The sequence below is a fragment of the Comamonas testosteroni genome (genome assembly GCF_030505195.1).
GTDB classification, from domain to species: domain Bacteria; phylum Pseudomonadota; class Gammaproteobacteria; order Burkholderiales; family Burkholderiaceae_C; genus Comamonas; species Comamonas testosteroni_G.
The window spans coordinates 4,951,056-4,965,121 of record NZ_CP129672.1 but is presented as its reverse complement, the minus strand read 5'-3'; the positions used below and the strand labels follow the sequence as shown (position 1 = coordinate 4,965,121).

Annotated in this window: 15 protein-coding genes; 9 read left to right on the top strand and 6 right to left on the bottom strand. The window is 63.6% G+C overall.

Translation table 11 applies throughout. The features are described from left to right. Window positions 1–38: 38 nt before the first annotated feature. Window positions 39–1,682, bottom strand: coding sequence for a 3-(methylthio)propionyl-CoA ligase (locus QYQ99_RS22825; RefSeq protein WP_302090137.1), 1,644 nt, complete (start codon window positions 1,680–1,682; stop codon window positions 39–41). A 204-nt stretch (window positions 1,683–1,886) separates the two neighbouring features. Between QYQ99_RS22825 and QYQ99_RS22820 the strand changes: the two genes are divergently transcribed. From QYQ99_RS22820 to QYQ99_RS22800, 5 genes are all read left to right on the top strand, one after another. Continuing rightward, on the top strand, window positions 1,887–3,422 hold the full coding sequence (locus tag QYQ99_RS22820) for a protein adenylyltransferase SelO (RefSeq protein ID WP_437439053.1): 1,536 nt from the start codon (window positions 1,887–1,889) through the stop codon (window positions 3,420–3,422). After that, complete coding sequence (msrB, locus tag QYQ99_RS22815; protein WP_280008463.1) at window positions 3,419–3,835, top strand: peptide-methionine (R)-S-oxide reductase MsrB; 417 nt, start codon at window positions 3,419–3,421, stop codon at window positions 3,833–3,835. The genes QYQ99_RS22820 and msrB overlap by 4 nt, the downstream gene beginning before the upstream one ends. Before the next feature lie 214 nt (window positions 3,836–4,049). Beyond that, complete coding sequence (locus QYQ99_RS22810) at window positions 4,050–4,619, top strand: septation protein A (protein WP_302090135.1); 570 nt, start codon at window positions 4,050–4,052, stop codon at window positions 4,617–4,619. Further along, a complete protein-coding gene (locus QYQ99_RS22805) occupies window positions 4,616–4,882 on the top strand; it encodes a BolA family protein (RefSeq protein WP_302090134.1) in 267 nt (88 codons plus the stop codon). The genes QYQ99_RS22810 and QYQ99_RS22805 overlap by 4 nt, the downstream gene beginning before the upstream one ends. Before the next feature lie 87 nt (window positions 4,883–4,969). After that, the gene (locus QYQ99_RS22800) at window positions 4,970–5,761 is read left to right on the top strand and encodes a peptidylprolyl isomerase (RefSeq protein ID WP_409817003.1); all 792 of its coding nucleotides are present in this window, start codon (window positions 4,970–4,972) and stop codon (window positions 5,759–5,761) included. A 75-nt stretch (window positions 5,762–5,836) separates the two neighbouring features. Here the strand turns inward: QYQ99_RS22800 and QYQ99_RS22795 are convergent, their stop codons facing one another. From QYQ99_RS22795 to QYQ99_RS22785, 3 genes are read right to left on the bottom strand one after another with little or no spacing between them, the layout of a single operon-like run. Continuing rightward, on the bottom strand, window positions 5,837–6,730 hold the full coding sequence (locus tag QYQ99_RS22795; protein WP_302090133.1) for a hypothetical protein: 894 nt from the start codon (window positions 6,728–6,730) through the stop codon (window positions 5,837–5,839). Next, on the bottom strand, window positions 6,727–7,314 hold the full coding sequence (locus QYQ99_RS22790; protein ID WP_302090132.1) for a sigma-70 family RNA polymerase sigma factor: 588 nt from the start codon (window positions 7,312–7,314) through the stop codon (window positions 6,727–6,729). Before QYQ99_RS22790 ends, QYQ99_RS22795 begins: the two co-directional genes overlap by 4 nt. A 39-nt stretch (window positions 7,315–7,353) precedes the next feature. Continuing rightward, a complete protein-coding gene (locus QYQ99_RS22785) occupies window positions 7,354–8,250 on the bottom strand; it encodes a hypothetical protein (RefSeq protein WP_302090131.1) in 897 nt (298 codons plus the stop codon). A 428-nt stretch (window positions 8,251–8,678) separates the two neighbouring features. On the opposite strand from QYQ99_RS22785, the gene QYQ99_RS22780 reads away from it, so the two are divergent. Then, complete coding sequence (locus tag QYQ99_RS22780; protein WP_302090130.1) at window positions 8,679–9,971, top strand: purine-cytosine permease family protein; 1,293 nt, start codon at window positions 8,679–8,681, stop codon at window positions 9,969–9,971. A 62-nt stretch (window positions 9,972–10,033) separates the two neighbouring features. On the opposite strand, the gene QYQ99_RS22775 is transcribed toward QYQ99_RS22780, so the two are convergent. Then, window positions 10,034–10,801 carry an ankyrin repeat domain-containing protein gene (locus QYQ99_RS22775; protein WP_302090129.1) on the bottom strand — a complete coding sequence of 256 codons (768 nt, stop codon included), beginning with the start codon at window positions 10,799–10,801 and terminating at the stop codon, window positions 10,034–10,036. 123 nt (window positions 10,802–10,924) lie between these two features. Here QYQ99_RS22775 and QYQ99_RS22770 point away from each other — a divergent pair, with 123 nt between their 5' ends. Then, the gene (locus tag QYQ99_RS22770) at window positions 10,925–11,413 is read left to right on the top strand and encodes an SH3 domain-containing protein (protein ID WP_302090128.1); all 489 of its coding nucleotides are present in this window, start codon (window positions 10,925–10,927) and stop codon (window positions 11,411–11,413) included. Window positions 11,414–11,481: 68 nt separating this feature from the next. On the opposite strand, the gene thiD is transcribed toward QYQ99_RS22770, so the two are convergent. After that, window positions 11,482–12,354, bottom strand: coding sequence for a bifunctional hydroxymethylpyrimidine kinase/phosphomethylpyrimidine kinase (thiD, locus tag QYQ99_RS22765; RefSeq protein ID WP_034365936.1), 873 nt, complete (start codon window positions 12,352–12,354; stop codon window positions 11,482–11,484). Between the two features lie 290 nt (window positions 12,355–12,644). Here thiD and QYQ99_RS22760 point away from each other — a divergent pair, with 290 nt between their 5' ends. Continuing rightward, window positions 12,645–13,751, top strand: coding sequence for an FAD-dependent oxidoreductase (locus QYQ99_RS22760; protein ID WP_302090127.1), 1,107 nt, complete (start codon window positions 12,645–12,647; stop codon window positions 13,749–13,751). Between the two features lie 106 nt (window positions 13,752–13,857). Then, window positions 13,858–14,055, top strand: coding sequence for a sulfur carrier protein ThiS (thiS, locus tag QYQ99_RS22755; RefSeq protein ID WP_302090126.1), 198 nt, complete (start codon window positions 13,858–13,860; stop codon window positions 14,053–14,055). Window positions 14,056–14,066: the final 11 nt, after the last annotated feature.

Below are 14,066 nucleotides of genomic sequence, written 5' to 3'. Positions count from 1 at the left end.
GCTTTGCTCGGGCAGCGCCAGGCCTGGCCTAAGGCGGTTCAGGCAGCCGAAGGCAGCTTGTAGTCCTTGAGTTCCTCGCGCAGACGGGTCTTGAGCATCTTGCCCGTGGCACCGATCGGAATGGCCTCCACAAACACCACATCATCGGGAATTTGCCACTTGGCCGTCTTGCCCTCGTAGAACTTCAGCAGCTCCTCGCGCGTGATTTCGGCACCTGGCTTCTTGACCACGGCCACGATGGGGCGCTCGTCCCACTTGGGATGCGGCATGCCTATGCAAGCTGCCATGGCCACGGCCGGGTTGGCCATGGCGATGTTTTCAATATCGATGGAGCTGATCCATTCGCCGCCGGACTTGATCACATCCTTGCTGCGATCGGTAATCTGCATATAGCCGTCGGGGTCTATCGTCGCCACATCCCCCGTCGGGAACCAACCGTGGCCATCAGCCCCGCGCACCAGGGGATTGCCGCTGCCTTTGTAGTAGCTGTCGACGATCCAGGGGCCGCGCACCAGCAGGTCGCCATAGCTCTTGCCATCCCAGGGCTGCTCGTCGCCGGCGTCGTTGACGATCTTCATCTCCACACCATAGATCGCGCGCCCCTGCTTCTGCCGGATCTTCATCTGCTCGTCCTTGGGCAGATCCAGATGCTTGTTCTTGAGCGTGCACAGCGTGCCCAGGGGGCTCATCTCCGTCATGCCCCAGGCGTGCAGCACCTCCACGCCATAGTCGTCCTGGAAGGCCGTGATCATGGCCGGCGGGCAGGCGGAGCCGCCGATCACCGTGCGCTTGAGCTTGGAAAAACGCAGGCCGCCCGGCTTCATATAGCCGAGCAGCATCTGCCAGACGGTGGGCACGCCGGCAGCAAAGGTCACGCCTTCCGACTCGATGAGGTCATAGACTGACTTGCCATCGAGCGCCGGGCCCGGGAAGACCATCTTGCAGCCCGTGAGCGCCGCCGAATAGGGCAGGCCCCAGGCATTGACGTGGAACATGGGAACCACGGGCAGCACAGAATCACGGGCCGACAGGCACATCACGTCCGGCAGCGCGGCTGCATAGGCGTGCAAGGTGCTGGAGCGGTGGCTGTAGAGCACGGCCTTGGGATTGCCCGTGGTGCCGCTGGTATAGCACATGCTGGAAGCGGTGTTCTCGTCGAACTGCGGCCAGCGGTATTGATCGGACTGACCCGCAATCCAGCTCTCGTAGCTGACAAGGCCGGGAATGCCGCTGTCAACCGGCAGCCGGTCTGCATCGCAGAGCACCACCCATTGCTGCACCTCGGGGCATTTGGCATGCACGGCCTGGATGATGGGCAAAAAAGTCAGGTCAAAGCACAGCACCTTGTCTTCGGCGTGGTTGACGATCCAGGCAATCTGCTCGGGGTGCAGGCGCGGGTTGACGGTGTGCAGCACCCGGCCCGAGCCGCTGACGCCGAAATACATCTCCATATGGCGATAGCCGTTCCAGGCCAGGCTGGCCACGCGATCGCCCTGGGCCAGCCCCAGGGAGTCGAGCTTGTTGGCCAGTTGGCGCGAGCGGGCCGCCAGATCCTTGTAGGTGTAGCGGTGGATATCGCCCTCCACACGGCGGGAGACTATCTCTCCATCGGCATGGTTGCGTGCGGCAAACTCGATCAGGGAAGAAATCAGCAGCGGCTGGCTTTGCATCAGACCCAACATTGGCACTCTCCTGGATATCGTTGTGATGATCGGGAAGCATCCTAGCGCGGGCTTCCCGGTCGTCATCTGAGGACTGTCACCAATGCGTAACCTTGGCGACCTTTGCCGGCATCCTCCCTCTGAACGATATGCGCGCACTCAGGGAAAAACCTAGGCCACCCGCCAGCTTCAACCGGCTCAACAACCCTGCAAGCCCTGTCCCTGATGCCGCTCAAGCACAATGCCCGCATGAGCGAATCCCCTGCCCCGCAATGGCGCAAGCCCGGCCGCTTCGAATCCCTGGGCCCTGCTTTTTTCACCTATCTTCAACCCACGCCAGTGCCCGAGCCGCACTGGATTGCCACCAGCGTCAGCACGGCCCGCTGGATGGGTCTGAACCCCGAATGGCTGCGCAGTGCCCAAGCACTGCAGATACTCAGCGGCAATCCTGCCCCCGACCATGGCAACGGCGGCAGCAAGTCGCTGGCCGCTGTCTATAGCGGTCACCAGTTCGGCGTCTGGGCCGGCCAGCTCGGCGACGGCCGTGCCATCTTGCTGGGCGAGACGGAGCAGGGCTTTGAAGTCCAGCTCAAGGGCGCAGGCCGCACCCCCTATTCACGCATGGGTGACGGCCGGGCCGTGCTGCGCTCGTCGATTCGCGAGTTTCTCTGCAGCGAAGCCATGGCGGCCCTGGGCATTCCCACCACGCGCGCGCTGGCGCTGACAGGCTCGCCCCTGCCCGTGGCGCGCGAGACCATGGAAACCGCCGCCGTCGTGACCCGTGTGGCCGAGAGTTTCATCCGCTTCGGCCATTTCGAGCATTTCGCCGCACGCGACATGCAGGCCGAACTAAAAGCCCTGGCCGATCTGGTCATCGACCAGCACTACCCTCAGTGCCGCACGGCCGCTGCACTGAACGGCAATCCCTATGCCAACTTTCTGCAGGCCGTGAGCGAGCGCACGGCCCGATTGCTGGCCCAGTGGCAAGGCGTGGGCTTTTGCCATGGCGTGATGAATACCGACAATATGAGCATCCTGGGCCTGACCATCGATTACGGCCCCTTCCAGTTTCTCGACGCCTTCGACCCCGGCCACATCTGCAACCACAGCGACAGCCAGGGCCGCTATGCCTTCAACCGCCAGCCCCAGGTGGCCTACTGGAATCTCTATTGCCTGGGCCAGGCCCTGCTGCCGCTGATCGGCGACGAAGAGCTGACGATTGCCGCGCTGGAGTCGTACAAGACCGTCTTTCCCGCCGCCTATGCGCGCCAGATGCTGGCCAAGCTGGGCCTGCCCGAGAACGAGGCCGGCACGCCCGCCACTGAAGGGCGCTTTGCGCTGCTGGTCAACCCGCTGCTGCAGATCCTGGCCGACAGCAAGGTGGACTACACCATCTTCTTCAGCCTCCTGACCGATGCTATTGCACAGAGGCAGGAAACGAAAATCGACTTTGAGCCACTGCGTGACATCATTTTGGATCGCGCCAGCTTTGATGCCTGGTCACTGGGCTATTCAGCTCAGCTGGCACAAGTGGATCAAGCGCAAGCCGTCGATTTGATGCAAAAATCCAATCCGCGCTTTGTGCTGCGCAACCATCTGGGCGAGACCGTGATTCGTGCCGCCCAGTCAGGCGACTTTGCGCCTGCGCAGCAAATGCTGGCCGTGCTGCAAGCGCCTTATGAATCGCACCCGGACCACGCTGACTGGGCCGGCTTCCCGCCCGACTGGGCTTCCTCGATTGAGATCAGCTGTTCATCATGAGCTTCCCTGTCCAGAAATCCGACCAAGAATGGCAAGCCCTGTTGCAGGACAAGGGCGCCGAAGCCGCGGCCTTCCAGGTCACGCGCCACGCGGCCACCGAGCGGCCGTTCACCGGCAAATACGAACAGTTCTGGGCCGATGGCAGCTACCACTGCATCTGCTGCGGCAACAAGCTGTTCGACTCCCATACCAAGTTTGACGCCGGCTGCGGCTGGCCCAGCTTTGACCAGGCCCTGCCCGGCGCCATCACCAATATCGTGGACCGCAGCCACGGCATGGTGCGCACCGAGACTGTGTGCAGCAACTGCGGAGCCCATCTGGGCCATGTCTTTCCTGACGGCCCCACCGACACCGGCCTGCGCTACTGCATGAACTCGGCCTCGCTGGATTTCCAGAACGAGCCCCAAAAATAAGAGCTGGCAACGCTTGGGCAGCAAGGGCTACGCTTCCAAGCGAGCTTGCTGCGCTGGCGTTGCGCATCAGCTTTGATAGCTGATTCCGTCCGGCGCACAAGGCTTTGCTCACGGAATGACCTGGGCTTTGGTGCATGATGCGGCTTTACTCACAGCGCCGGGAACCTTGTCGGTGCTGCGCAGTCTGAATTCCAGAACGACTACCATTTCGCGCATGAAGCTGCTGATTGATTTCTTCCCCATCATCCTGTTTTTCGTGGCCTTCAAGGTCTGGGGCATCTACACCGCCACAGCCGTGGCCATTGCCGCCACTGTGGCGCAGATCGCCTATCTGCGCTTGAAGACCGGCAAGATCGAGCCCATGCAATGGATGAGCCTGGGCGTCATCGTACTGTTTGGCGGCGCCACTTTGCTGGCCCATGACGACAACTTCATCAAATGGAAGCCCACGGTGCTGTACTGGCTCATGGGCGGCGCGCTGCTGATCGGCCAGTTGGTGTTTCAAAAGAACCTGCTGCGTTCCGTCATGGGCGCGCAACTGCAACTGCCCGACGCCATATGGCTCAAGCTCAACTGGGCCTGGACCGCATTCTTCGCTGCCATGGGCGGACTCAACATCTGGGTAGCCTACAACTTCGACACCGATGCCTGGGTCAACTTCAAGCTGTTTGGCGGCATGGGACTGATGGTGGTGTTTGTGATTGCACAAGCCGTCTACATGAGCCGCTACCTGCCCCAGGACGGTGTGCCCAACACGGCCGAAACCAAGGACAAGCAGCCATGAGCGTGACCATCAGCGCCCAGGCCATGGACGCCGCCCTGCGCCAGCGTCTGGCCCCGAGCCGACTCGAAGTCATCGACGAGAGCTATCAGCATGCCGGTCATGCCGGTGCCAACGACAGCGGTGTGGGCACGCATTTTCGCGTGCGCATCGCTGGTCCGGCCTTTGATGGAAAAACCCGCGTGGCACGCCACCGCCTTGTGTATGATGCACTGCAAGACTTCATTGACCAGGGTGTTCATGCCATCGCCATTGAAGTACTTTGAGAACGCACCGTTCTGACCACAGGCTCCTTGATGGGAGCCTGTTGCGTATGGACTGAACTTCACTTACTTTTCTCAATCACAACTCGAATGAGCATGAAACAAAAGCAACTGGCCCGTATCGTGGCCGCCGCTGTTCTGGGCGCAGCCGCCCTGTCCGCCTCGGCCCAGAATGTGGCCATCGTCAATGGCAAGGCCGTTCCCATGGCCCGCGTCAATGCCCTTAAGGCCCAGATCGAAGCCAGCGGCCAGCCCGTGGCCCCCGAGATGGACAAGATGATCAAGGACGAGGTCATCGCGCGTGAAGTCTTCATGCAGGAAGCCAACCGCCGCGGTCTGGCAGCTTCCGAGGCCTACAAGCAACAGATGGACATGGCCCGCCAGACTGTGCTGATCCGTGCGCTGTTCGAAGACTTCCAGAAGAAGAACCCCGTGACCGATGCCGAAGCCAAGGCCGAATACGACAAGTTCGTTGAGGCCAATGGTGGCAAGGAATACAAGGCCAGCCACATCCTCGTGGAATCCGAAGACCGCGCCAAGGCCATCATCGCCGAAGTGAAGGCCGGCAAGAAGTTCGAAGACATCGCCAAGAAGGAATCCAAGGACCCCGGATCGGGTGCCCGCGGCGGCGACCTGGACTGGGCCAACCCCAACAACTACGTGCCCGAGTTCACCGAAGCGCTGATCAAGCTCAAGAAGGGCGAAATGACCGACGCCCCCGTCAAGAGCCAGTTTGGCTGGCACATCATCCGCATGGATGACGAGCGCCAGGCTGAAATGCCCAAGTTCGAGGACGTCAAGCCCCAGATCACTCAGCAGCTGCAACAGCAAAAGCTGCAGCAATTCCAGGATCAGCTGCGCAAAAGCGCAAAAATCCAGTAACATGCTCTTACGCCAGACCTGAAAAGGACTGGCCAGACCATCACCCAAGCCCGCGTCAAGCGGGCTTTTTTTGTCTCATCGCTGCGGTGTTGCTACATCTTGCGCAGCATCTGGACCAGACCCAGACTTGACTGGCGGCAATTGCTCGGGCTTTCGCGGACGGCAATGCGGGGATCGGCGTGCCGTGCCCGAGCCCCTATCCGCCCCCTTATCCGCCCCCTCTGTTGCGGCTTGCCGACGGGCCTCTTCTTCGGTCTGCAAGGGACACAGCGGCAATTGCGCGGACAAGCGAGAGTTTTGGGGTGCCACCGCATCGGCCGCAGGGGCAACAGGCTGCGCAGCGTCCGTGCTCAGGGAAAGCGCCTTGGCTGCCGGTGCTCTGCTTGCAGCCGCTCCTGTTGCTGCGCTGGAGGCTGGCGCAGCCTCGGATTGCGGCGCGGGGGCCGACGCCTGCACATCCTGGGTATGCGGCACCTGCTGCGCCTTGGCTGGAGCCCCGCTCTGCCTGGACTTCTCAGCCAGCGGAGCCGAAGGAGCTGCGCTGGCATCTGCAGCGGCCGGGGCAGAAGCGATTACAGAAGCCATTGCAGACGCCTGTACAGCCGCCTGTGCAGCCGGGTCGATATCCGCAGGCTGGGCAGGCTCGGCCACGACTTCGGAGCTGGAACCGGATCCGGCGTCCGGCCCGCTCCACCAGGCACCATGCTGCAGCATCAGCCAGCCCACCAGTCCGACAGCCGCCAGTCCGCCCAGCGCATGACGCAGCCAGAAGCGGTCATTGGCGGCCGGCTTGTCCATCGGCACCGAGGGCTCCTGCCCTACGCCTGCCGCGCGCTGGCGCGCGCGATCCAAAATAGCGGCGCTGCTTTGCGCACTGGGGCCACGGTCTTGTGCCACCGCATCGTGGTAGATCTCTCGCAGCGCATCGGGCTTGTCGTCGCCGGACGGGGCGTCGGGGTGCATATTCATGCCAGTTCCTCCAGCGCGGCGCGCAGTTTGGCACGCGCATAGCGCAAGCGGCTCTTAGCCGTTTCCTCGGCAACGCCGGTGGTCTGCGCAATTTCGGCCAGTGTCAGATCAGCCTCGACCTGCAGCAAAAAGCACTCGCGCTGCTCGGCCGGGAGCCGGGCCAACGCTGCCAGAATGGCCTGGGCCATGAGTTGGCGATCGAGCTGCTGCTCGGGCTCGAAGCCCGAGGCCGCAAACAGGCTTTCGGCCAGCCGCATGGACTCTTGCGTGTCTGCCAACAGGCTGATGCCCGGCCGCTGCCTGCGCCAATGGTCGACCAGCCGGTGATGCGCGATGGTGAACAGCCAGGTCGTGAACCTGCTGCGCACCTCATAGCGGCAGGCGCTGTCCACCACGGCAAACCAGAGGTCTTGCGCCAGATCGTCGGCCAGCGCCGCATCGCCCGTGTTGCGATAGAAATAGCGCCACATGCGCAAGCTGTGCCGGGCATAAAGCGTCTCAAAAGCCGTGGTCTGCCCTGCGGCATAGCTGCACATCAGGGCTTCATCGGCGGTTGAGGGTTGGGCAAGCGGCGGTGCAAGCATGCCCGCGATTATGCAAATTCCGGCGACAGCGCCACCAACTCAGTTGCGGGGCGGATCCGGCACAAAGCCGTTGTCCCCGGGAAAAGGATTGGGCACGCGCGGCTGGGACGGCCGTGGACGAGGCTCGCGAATCACGCCTCTGGCGACCAGATTGGCATAGCTGTCGTAACGGATGCGCACCATCTGCCGGGGCTGGTCAGTGTCGGCTTCGAACTCCACCTGGGTGACTTGCGAGCGCTCCACTGCGCCATGGCCCGTGCCCAGCGAGGGGGCCGGCGAGGCCTGTGGCGCACGGCGCTCGGCGCTGCGGCTCTTGCTGGCGGCCTGCGGCACGGCGACATCCGCCGCCGCAGATTCAGCCGCCGAGGCACTGGCCTGCGCTTGCGGCTCATAGAGCGGCCCCTGGTAGGCGGCAGGCTCGGGGAGCTTTTCACGGTACAGCGCAACCCCGATCACGCCCACATCCTGCGGCCGGCCGGTTCTGGCGGCATAGGACATATCGCTTTCGGAAAAATAGAACGCAGCCACGTTGTCATTGCTTTTGCGCCAGCCCCTCACGTCATAGCTGTCGCCCGCATCCAGCACATAGCCGCCTTCGGCGCGGGAGCTCGCCGTGCGGCCGTTGATGGCATTGACCCCGTCAACGCTGATGACGCCCATGATGCGGCGGCCCTCGAGATTGCGGATGCGCACCGCATAGTTGGCACCAGGACGACCCACCACCCACAACTCCCCCTCGTGACTGTACTGGGGCAGTACCCGACCCGTGGCACGTTCGACGATGCTGATCTGGGCCAGCTTGTGGCTGCCACGCGTCCAGGCCGAAGCCGGCGCGGCGGCCACCATCGCGGCAGCGCAGAGCACAGAAGCGCGCAGCAGACGGCCGCGCGACAGCAAGAAACCGGAAACCGGGGGATCGATACGGACAGACAACATGGACAAGGCCTCCTCAAAGTACAGCCACAGCGGCGTGAAACAAACTTGTCGAAGGCTGAAACGCAGCAGCAGAGCCAACGGGGTCAAGACCGGCCCTCTGATTTGCAAGCATTTGCAACACCATTTCCAACACCCTTTGCAACACCGCTTCGCGCCGCAGTCCTGCTCCGGCCTGGCATGTCTGGCACAATCGCGCTCGCTGCAGCCCAAGGCTGGCAGCCATGCTGGGGGTGTCCTGACCATGACCGGTCAGGGCTGAGAGAGTCCCTTTGAACCTGATTGCGCAAGCGGTGTCTTGAGGTCCGCTTGCCCGAGATCATCCTCGCGCAGGGAAGCTGTCCAAGGTGTCAGACCGCGACTGGCCATGTCTTTGCTGGCCTGCCGCGCCAACCATGCGGCCCCTGCTTCGTTTTTCTGGCGGAGCATTCATGAATTCATCTTCTTCCACATCGGCCAATCGGGCCCTGGCCCCGGTGACGGCGCAGGAGCGCGTCTTTGCCTGGCGCGACCATGCCTCGCTGTGGTTCAGTCTGGGCGTGGGCCTGCTGGTCATGCAGATGGGCGCCTATCTGCTGCCCGCGCTCAGCCCTCTGCATGCGCTGATCGCGATCGGCATCGGCTCCCTGATCGGCGCCGGCCTGCTGGGCTGGGTGGGCAAGCTGGGCTGCGACAGCGGCCTGTCCAGCGCCGGACTGATGCACAGCGTCTACGGCCGCCGCTTCGCACGACTGCCTATCGTGCTCAACATCATCCAGCTGCTGGGCTGGGGCAGTTTCGAGCTGGTGGTGATGCGCGACGCCACCGTGGCGCTGGGCAAGCAAAGCGGCATCATGGGCGCCGCCTACTGGCCCTGGCTGGCCACGCTGCTCTGGGGTGGCGTGATCCTGCTACTGATGAGCGGCTCCATGACCACCCTGGTGCGCCGCATCATCTCGCGCGTGGCCTTGCCGCTGGTGATTGCCTCGCTGCTGTGGCTGAGCTGGCAATTCCTGAAAATGGCCAGCGCCACCGGCCTCGGGACCTTGCTGGCCCGCGAAGGTGCAGGCGGCATGAGCATGCTCGGCGCCGTCGATCTGGTGATAGCCATGCCCATCAGCTGGCTGCCGCTGGTGGCCGACTATGCGCGCCACGGCAAAAGCGGCAAGTCCGCGCTGACGGGCACCTGGAGCGGCTTTGCCCTGGCCAATATCTGGTGCTACAGCCTGGGCGTGCTGGTGGCCCTGACCCTGCCCAGCGAAGACCTGGTCACGGCCCTGCTGCTGGCCCAGGGCGGGCTGATTGCCCTGTCGCTGATTCTGATCGACGAGGTGGACAACGCCTATGGCGATGCCTACTCGGGCGCCATGTCGGCCCACAGCCTGCAACCGGGCTGGAGCATTCGCCGCTGGGGCCTGCTGATCGCGTCGCTGTGCACGGCGCTGGCCATGGTGCTGCCTATGCACAGCCTGGAGCCGTTTCTGCTGCTGCTCAGCTCCTGCTTTGTGCCGTTGTTCGGCGTGATGCTGGGTCGCCTGGCCTTTGGCACCGATGCCGTGCAGCTGATGCAAAAAGCGCCCGCCGTGCGCTGGGATGCCGTGGCCATCTGGGTGCTGGGCATTGCCTTCTATCACCTGCTGCCCTATGCCAGCACAGCCCTGGGCTCGGCCCTGCCCACGCTGGCGCTGACTTTTGTGGTGGCCGTCGCCACACGCCAGCTGCAGCCGCGCTCCGTTGCCGCCTGAAAAACGAAATCAATAGCAAAAAGCGCCCCCTAACAGAGCGCTTCAGCCATTTTCTCTACTTCTTACCTGGCGCCCGCTGCCTGCAGCAGTTGCACCACGGCCAGCTGCCCGCGCTGGCGTGCATGGGCCAGGGCCGTCACCCCATCCTTGTCGGGCAGGTTCAGATCCGCTTTCGCATCGATCAAGGCCTGGATGATGGCCTGATGGCGCGGCCCGCCATCGCTGAGCACCACGGCCTCCATCAGGCAGGTCCAGCCCAGCCGGTTGACATGGTTCACATCCACACCAGCCGTGATCAGCGCCTGGGCTGTTTCCAGATGGCCTCGCTCGCAGGCCGGAATCAGGGCCGTGCCGCCATAGCGGTTGGTGCTCTTGAGATCGGCACCATAGGAAATCGTCATGCGCACAATCTCCAGCCGGCCCTGCGCACCGGCCAGAAGATAGGCGCTGTCTTGCATCTGGTTCTGGATATTGGGGCTGGCACCGTGCATCAGCAGCGATCTCGCCACCTCGATATGGTTGGCTGCCGTGGCCAGCAGCAACGGGGTATTGCCCTGGGCGTCCTGCGCGTCGACAGGCGCGTTGCCGGCCAGCAGATTGCGCACCGCCACGGCATCGCCCTGCGCGGCAGCGGCCAGCAATTGCCGGCCCAGCATCTGCAGCTCCCGGGCTTTTGCATCCGCAGCGGCGGCAGGTGCTACAGCTGGAGCATTCGCCGACGCCCTACTCTGGCAGGCCGTGAGCAGCGTCGCTGCGGCCAGAGCCGTCATCGCAAGCGTCAATCGGGTGGTCAACGAGGCGCTCCCATGGGCGCTAGCTGGCTGGTTCATGGCATTCCTTGATGGCTGTCGGGCGTTCAGCCCCTGTCAGCTTTCTACAGGAACTATAGCTAGCCACGCAAGTCCGATAAGGGTTACAGCCTGTTTTCAATCGATAAAAGGAGAATCTGCCCCGTGCCTTGCAACCAACGCCGCACAGCCCGCTGGATCCGCACCGCCGCCACTTCAAGCCTGATCGCGCTGGGTGCGCTCACCGCCGGCCTGCTGCCGGCCCTTGCACAAGCCCAGGAATTTGTCAGCATCAAGGGCAAGACCGTGAATGTGCGCGAACAGCCCAACACCCGCTCCGCAACCCTCTGGGAGCTCAGCAAGGGCTACCCGCTGCAAGTCACCCAGCGCAAGGGCCAGTGGCTGCGCGTGAAGGACTATGAGTCCACACTGGGCTGGGTCCACGCCCCGCTGACCAGCAAGAGCCCGCATATGGTGGTGACGGCACGCACGGCCAATCTGCGCTCCGGCCCCGGCCAGAAACACAACCGGGTAGGCAAGCTGGAGCAGCATGAGGTGCTGCAGACGCTGAAAAAGCAAGGCAGCTGGGCCCAGGTCCAGCGCAGCAATGGCCAAAGCGGCTGGGTGGCCAATAATCTGGTCTGGGGCTGGTAAGCCCAGCAACAAGCACACCCCAAAAGCAAAGGCCTGCAGCAGCAGGCCTTTTTTGTGAGTGCCGGCAATCAGCCTTCGACGATCAGCTGCGCGCGCGGCGCATAGCCATGATTGAGCGGACCGTGGCCCTGGCCGGTATAGACCTCGGCGCCCGCTTCGATGGCGCCCAGAATATAGCGCCGCGCCTCGGTCACTGCCGCCTCCAGCGCCAGCCCCTGGGCCAGGAAAGATGCAATCGCCGACGACAGCGTGCAACCCGTGCCGTGACCGTTATGGGTGATGATGCGCTGCGACTGCAGGCGCAGATAGTCGCCGGCCTGCTGGCCTTGCCGGCCCAGCACATCCATGACCAGATCGCCGCTCAGATGACCGCCCTTGAGCAACACCGCCGGCGCCCCCATGGCCAGCAGATCGGCGACGGCCGCATCCAGCGCTCCAATGCCGTCGATGCTGCGACCCAGCAGCAAAGCTGCTTCATCCAGATTGGGGGTAATCACCGTCGCCAGCGGAAACAGCTCGCTGACCAGCGCCTGTGCCGTCTCGGGAACGATCAGGCGATCGCCACTGGTGGCCACCATCACGGGGTCCAGCACCACGTTCCTGATCCGGTGGCGACGGATCGCATCCGCCACCACGCTCACCACATCGGGGGTTGCCAGCATGCCGATCTTGACGGCATCGACGCCTATGTCCTGCACAACGGCATCGATCTGGCCGCGCACGGTATCGAGCGGAATGCCGTGAATACCCGTCACGCCCAGCGTGTTCTGCACGGTGATGGCCGTGATCGCCGTCATGCCGTAGCAGCCCAGTGCCGCGCAGGTCTTGAGGTCGGCCTGGATGCCGGCGCCCCCACCGCTGTCGGAGCCGGCAATGGAGAGCACGCGCGCATAGCGCTTTTTTGCGGCGCCGGAGATGGAGGATGAAGCAATCACTGTCATGGCAAAAATTATCGCCCATGCGCATGGTCAATGCGTGCAGTTTGCGGTTGTGCTGTAATGTCCAACGGACGAAACAGGGGTGTCCCGCAGGCAAGCAGCCTGCGCGGACTGAGAAACACCCTGGGGCAGCGCCAGCCACCGGCTGCGCACCAGAGCACCATCCGTGCCCTGTGCCCCCTGCACCCGATCCAGGTCATGCTGGCGTGGGGAGTTTCACAAGCCGCAAGGCATGCCGCGTTTTGTCCTGCACATGGCCCTGTTCCTGTGTCCGGATGGAAAACGATTTGCACATGTCATTGCTACAAGCTTCTTCAAAGATCGCCATTCTCGGCGGCGGCCTCATGGGCCGTCTGCTGGCGCTGGCCCTGGCCCAGCGCGGTCATGCCATCGACCTCTATGACGCGCACGGCCCGCAAGGCGATGGCGCTGCGGCGCGCGTGGCGGCCGCCATGCTGGCGCCGCTGGCCGAGTCGGCCATTACCGAGCCCGGCGTGGTGCGCATGGGCCAGCATGGGCTCAAGCGCTGGCCCGAGCTGATAGCCCAGCTTGAGCAGCATGTGTTTTTGCAGCAAAACGGCACGTTGATCCTCTGGCACCGTCAGGACCAGGGCGATGCGGCGCGCTTTTTCGGCCTGCTGGAGAAAAACCGGCGCATCAACCCCAGCCTGCCGGCCATGCAGGAGAAGACCGGCGCGGCGCTGCAGGACTGCGAGCCCGCGCTGCAGGGACGCTTCAACCAGGCCGTCTATCTGCCCGGCGAAGGTCAGCTCGACAACCGCCAGCTGCTGACGGCGCTGCTCGACAAGCTCAGCGCCCTGGGCGTGCGGCTGCACTGGGAGAGCCCGCGCGAAGTGAGCGACTTCCGCCCCGGCGAAACCCATGGCGACAGCGGCCAGCCAGACTTCGTGTTCGACTGCCGGGGCCTGGGTGCCCGTACCCAGTGGAAGCAGCTGCGCGGCATTCGCGGCGAGGTGGTGCGCATCCATGCGCCCGAAGTCACGCTGCAGCGCCCCACACGCCTGATCCATCCACGCTACCCCATCTATATAGCGCCCAAGGAAGATCATCTGTTCGTGATTGGCGCGACCGAGATCGAGTCCGACGATATGTCGCCAGCCAGCGTGCGCTCCACGCTGGAGCTGCTGAGTGCGGCCTATACCGTGCACTCCGGCTTTGCCGAAGGCCGCATTGTGGAGATCGCCACCCAGTGCCGCCCCACCCTGCCCGATAATCTGCCCGCCGTGCGTCTGCTGACCCCGCGCGTCATGGAAGTCAACGGCCTCTACCGTCACGGCTTCATGATCTCGCCCGCCATGCTGGACGTGGTGCTGGAGCTGGTGGACCACAACGACTCGCCGCTGGCGCGCGAATTCGATGTCGCCGTGCATCGTGGCTGAACTGCGAGCCCGAACTTTGGCGCACAGCACTTGCACCCCCGGCGCACGCAAGCACCGCCGTGCAGAGGTTTAACTTAGCACCCGCTTTATTTTCCTTTTCGATGCCATGAAGATCACTCTCAACCAGCAAGCCACCGAGCTTCAAGCCCATGCCACCGTGGCCGATGCGCTGGCGCAAATGCAGGCCAGGCCCCCGTTTGCCGTGGCGGTCAATACGGTATTTGTGCCCAAGACGCAGTACGCCGACCATGCGCTCAACGAGGGCGACAGGATGGAAGTCATCTCTCCGGTGACAGGCGGCTAGCAATGAATCCC

What these genes read in the sequence shown, in the direction of transcription:
- QYQ99_RS22785 (WP_302090131.1), bottom strand. Translation starts at nt 8,250, where the DNA reads ATGTTGTCTGTCCGTATCGATCCCCCGGTTTCCGGTTTCTTGCTGTCG.
- QYQ99_RS22760 (WP_302090127.1), top strand. Translation starts at nt 12,645, where the DNA reads ATGTCATTGCTACAAGCTTCTTCAAAGATCGCCATTCTCGGCGGCGGC.
- QYQ99_RS22790 (WP_302090132.1), bottom strand. Translation starts at nt 7,314, where the DNA reads ATGCTTGCACCGCCGCTTGCCCAACCCTCAACCGCCGATGAAGCCCTG.
- thiS (WP_302090126.1), top strand. Translation starts at nt 13,858, where the DNA reads ATGAAGATCACTCTCAACCAGCAAGCCACCGAGCTTCAAGCCCATGCC.
- QYQ99_RS22800 (WP_409817003.1), top strand. Translation starts at nt 4,970, where the DNA reads ATGAGCATGAAACAAAAGCAACTGGCCCGTATCGTGGCCGCCGCTGTT.
- QYQ99_RS22810 (WP_302090135.1), top strand. Translation starts at nt 4,050, where the DNA reads ATGAAGCTGCTGATTGATTTCTTCCCCATCATCCTGTTTTTCGTGGCC.
- QYQ99_RS22780 (WP_302090130.1), top strand. Translation starts at nt 8,679, where the DNA reads ATGAATTCATCTTCTTCCACATCGGCCAATCGGGCCCTGGCCCCGGTG.
- thiD (WP_034365936.1), bottom strand. Translation starts at nt 12,354, where the DNA reads ATGACAGTGATTGCTTCATCCTCCATCTCCGGCGCCGCAAAAAAGCGC.
- msrB (WP_280008463.1), top strand. Translation starts at nt 3,419, where the DNA reads ATGAGCTTCCCTGTCCAGAAATCCGACCAAGAATGGCAAGCCCTGTTG.
- QYQ99_RS22775 (WP_302090129.1), bottom strand. Translation starts at nt 10,801, where the DNA reads ATGAACCAGCCAGCTAGCGCCCATGGGAGCGCCTCGTTGACCACCCGA.
- QYQ99_RS22795 (WP_302090133.1), bottom strand. Translation starts at nt 6,730, where the DNA reads ATGAATATGCACCCCGACGCCCCGTCCGGCGACGACAAGCCCGATGCG.
- QYQ99_RS22805 (WP_302090134.1), top strand. Translation starts at nt 4,616, where the DNA reads ATGAGCGTGACCATCAGCGCCCAGGCCATGGACGCCGCCCTGCGCCAG.
- QYQ99_RS22825 (WP_302090137.1), bottom strand. Translation starts at nt 1,682, where the DNA reads ATGTTGGGTCTGATGCAAAGCCAGCCGCTGCTGATTTCTTCCCTGATC.
- QYQ99_RS22820 (WP_437439053.1), top strand. Translation starts at nt 1,887, where the DNA reads ATGCCGCTCAAGCACAATGCCCGCATGAGCGAATCCCCTGCCCCGCAA.